Genomic DNA, 3,286 nt, shown 5'->3' with positions numbered 1-3,286 from the left:
TGTCAGTCTGTAGAGCGACCATAAGACCAGAACAGAGTAAATCTGTTAAGGCAGGTGCGGAACCCCGCAAGGGAAAGAAGCAGAAACCTAAATCGTGAGGTTTGGGAATCGCCGTCCGTTTTACGGCGGCGAGGATGTCAACAACAATCTCTCGAAAAAGGCGCAATCCCTTGGCTTTCAACTGGTTGAGGCTTCCTCAGCCTGAGTTAAGTTTCTGGAGAGTTATCAGATGTGAGTTTTCAGTTGACTGATTACTGACCACTGTTCACTGTTCACTGAAAATATTTCCCAATTCCCCTAATCCCTATCCCCCATTCCCTAAGTTACAATCAAAAAACCAACCGCAGCAGCAAGACAAGAAAGCGCAATGATTCCTACCGTTATTGAAACCACAGGCCGGGGCGAACGCGCCTTCGATATCTACTCCCGACTACTCCGGGAAAGAATCGTCTTTTTGGGACAAGAAGTAACCAGCGACCTAGCTAACCTAATTGTCGCCCAATTACTCTTTCTAGAAGCAGAAGACCCCGAAAAAGATATTTACTTGTATATCAACTCCCCTGGGGGTTCCGTTTCGGCCGGATTAGGGATTTTTGACACCATGAATCAAATCCGTCCCGATGTCAGCACCATTTGTATTGGTTTAGCCGCCAGTATGGGGGCTTTTCTCCTCAGTGCCGGCAAACCGGGCAAAAGAATGAGCCTACCCAACTCCCGGATCATGATTCACCAACCCCTCGGCGGCGCCCAAGGTCAGGCCACCGATATCGAAATTCAGGCCAAAGAAATTCTCTATCTCAAACAATTACTCAATCAACACCTAGCTAGTCATACCGGTAAACCTCTCGACCTCATCGCCGAGGATACGGAAAGGGATTTCTTTATGTCCGCCGAAGAGGCTCTAGACTATGGTTTAATCGATCAGGTGATCGATCGCAGTCCTTCCGCTTCCAACCCTCCCAGTAAATAGTTATGATCGGGTAGGCTCTGTCTACCCAGATTTTTGTAAATATTTAGTAAGCAGAAGTTAATCATCGGGCTCTTCTCTACTTTGTGTGATAAGCACTGATTATCATTCGTAGGAGTCTTGCTAGGCAAGGCTTTGAAGACTATATTTCTATAAAATTATCCCTATTCTTCTTCCCTCCACACAGAAACCAGAAGAGCCATCATCGATCATCGTTATTAATCTTAAGTAACAGTGAAAAGTTCTAGCGGATTGGGTTAAGATCGAGACGTAACCCGAAAAAAATTGCAACAGGAATCGGTAGAAACACCCGGTGGGTTATTAACGGAAATTTTTTTACTGGCAATCCCTATGAACTATCATCCGCCCTCACAGCCCCTGCCCGCCCCCTGTATTATTGATTCTGGCGTGGTCATCGCTAAAGAAGATATGCGTCGTCTCCTCGATGATATTGGACGAGTTCGCTACATCCATAGTCTCGAAGGGGTGATTCAGAGTGAAGGGGAGGGATGGATAGTGGAAGTTTTCGCCGATTATCAGCAAAGCACCCTAGTTGCTAACTACAGTCTTTATCTGAATACCTATAGCTTCGATTATCTGCGTTTAACCCGCTCTCCTGACGGTGAAACCTATTTTGATCTGATCCAAGACAATCGGCAATTACGGCTGATTCCCCTGAGTAATCCACTGCAAGACCCCGATATGAAAGCCCGTCTCAATGCTGATACCCTCGAAGCCATGGTGACTCAGGTACTTTCTGCTAAGTGGGATGTGCAGTTTGAAGACGAAGACGACAATGATTGCCCCTTTTAGGCAGCGAGAAAAAATACTGATAACCGATAACTGATAACTGATAACTGATAACTGATAACTGAAACAGTGGGATTTTCCTTTGAATTAATCGGCCAGTGTCCCCAAACTGGTGCGCGGGTTGGGGTTTGGCATACTCCCCACGGACCGGTAGAAACACCCCGTTTTATGCCCGTGGGAACTTTGGCCACGGTGAAAGGTTTGACCCCCGCTCAAATCGCCAGCACGGGAGCGCAAATGATTCTCGCTAATACCTATCACCTGCATCTGCAGCCGGGAGAAAGTATTATCGAGAAAGCGGGAGGTTTACACGATTTTATGGCGTGGAATCAGCCAATATTAACAGATTCGGGTGGATTTCAGGTGTTTAGCCTCAGTCAACTCCGGCAAATTAAAGAATCGGGAGTCACCTTTCGATCACCGCGGGACGGTAGAATAATCGAAATTACGCCGGAAAAATCGATTCAGATTCAAAATGCCCTCGGTGCTGATGTGATTATGGCCTTCGATGAATGTCCCCCCACGGGAGTCAGTCATGAGACCATGAAAGCATCCATAGAACGCACCTATCGCTGGTTAGAGCGCTGTCTGACGGCCCATCAACGACCTCAAGAACAGGCTTTATTCGCCATAGTACAAGGGGGAATCTATGAGGATTTACGGGCAGCGGCGGCGCAATCTTTAGTAAAACTCGATTTACCCGGTTATGCTATCGGGGGCGTGAGTGTGGGGGAAGAAACGAGCCTAATTCATCGCATTGTCCAGATAACTGCCCCTTTACTCCCCGAAAATAAACCCCGTTACCTGATGGGAGTGGGAACCTATCGAGAAATGGCCAAGGCGATCGCTAGTGGCATAGATCTGTTTGATTGCGTCATTCCCACCCGTTTTGGTCGCCATGGCACGGCTTTAGTGCGGGGAGAGCGTTGGAACCTCAAAAATGCCCGTTTTAAGGAGGATTTCGCCCCTTTAGACGATACTTGTCCCTGCTACACCTGTCAACACTTTAGCCGTGCCTATCTGAATCATTTAATTAAATCGGGGGAGATGTTGGGTTATATTCTCTTATCTCTGCACAATATCGCCGAATTAATCAGATTTACCCGTGAAATTCGTCAATCTATCCTAGGGGGGACTTTTGCCCAAGATTTTGCCCCTTGGCTTGAGGATGCCGTAGATGTTACCCCAACGTGATAAAATTTCAGGAAACGTTTGAAAATTTTCTTGTCAAGGTAGATAGAGAGATGGAAACTGCACTTTTGTTGGCCAAATTGCCGGAAGCATACCAAATTTTCGACCCCTTAGTCGATGTCTTGCCCCTGATTCCCCTATTTTTCCTCTTGCTGGCCTTTGTTTGGCAAGCATCCGTCGGGTTTAAATAGGGTTTGCGGCAAAAAGCTTTTCGGTGGTGGCAGGGTGTGGGGTGTGGGGTGTGGGGTGTGGGGTTTTACCGATTTTGAGGTAGTCAGTTACCTAATTTTCAGGGAAAAAGTCCCAGAATTTTCCCCC

At 47.1% G+C, this 3,286-nt stretch carries 4 protein-coding genes and 1 pseudogene; 4 read left to right on the top strand and 1 reads right to left on the bottom strand.

Going from position 1 to position 3,286, the window contains the following annotated elements; genetic code table 11:
• Window positions 1–181: pseudogene (locus tag PX482_RS13865) on the bottom strand (hypothetical protein); the annotation flags it as partial.
• Window positions 182–328: 147 nt separating this feature from the next.
• Between PX482_RS13865 and clpP the strand changes: the two are divergent.
• From clpP to PX482_RS13845, 4 genes are all read left to right on the top strand, one after another.
• Window positions 329–970: an ATP-dependent Clp endopeptidase proteolytic subunit ClpP gene (gene clpP, locus PX482_RS13860; protein WP_223212985.1), complete on the top strand. Its 642-nt coding sequence runs from the start codon at window positions 329–331 to the stop codon at window positions 968–970.
• A gap of 348 nt (window positions 971–1,318) precedes the next feature.
• Window positions 1,319–1,780 (top strand): hypothetical protein, encoded by a 462-nt coding sequence (locus PX482_RS13855; protein ID WP_039900599.1) that lies wholly within the window; start codon window positions 1,319–1,321, stop codon window positions 1,778–1,780.
• Between the two features lie 66 nt (window positions 1,781–1,846).
• Window positions 1,847–2,971, top strand: a complete 1,125-nt coding sequence (tgt, locus tag PX482_RS13850) for a tRNA guanosine(34) transglycosylase Tgt (RefSeq protein ID WP_288027369.1) — start codon at window positions 1,847–1,849, stop codon at window positions 2,969–2,971.
• Between the two features lie 50 nt (window positions 2,972–3,021).
• Complete coding sequence (locus tag PX482_RS13845; protein ID WP_008206475.1) at window positions 3,022–3,159, top strand: photosystem II reaction center protein K; 138 nt, start codon at window positions 3,022–3,024, stop codon at window positions 3,157–3,159.
• Window positions 3,160–3,286: the final 127 nt, after the last annotated feature.

The organism is Microcystis sp. M53602_WE12 (genome assembly GCF_030065455.1).
Taxonomy (GTDB): domain Bacteria; phylum Cyanobacteriota; class Cyanobacteriia; order Cyanobacteriales; family Microcystaceae; genus Microcystis; species Microcystis aeruginosa.
This window is presented reverse-complemented; position numbering and strand designations above follow the sequence as displayed.

Coding starts and splice junctions, on each gene's coding strand:
- PX482_RS13845 (WP_008206475.1), top strand. CDS start 3,022: ATGGAAACTGCACTTTTGTTGGCCAAATTGCCGGAAGCATACCAAATT.
- PX482_RS13855 (WP_039900599.1), top strand. CDS start 1,319: ATGAACTATCATCCGCCCTCACAGCCCCTGCCCGCCCCCTGTATTATT.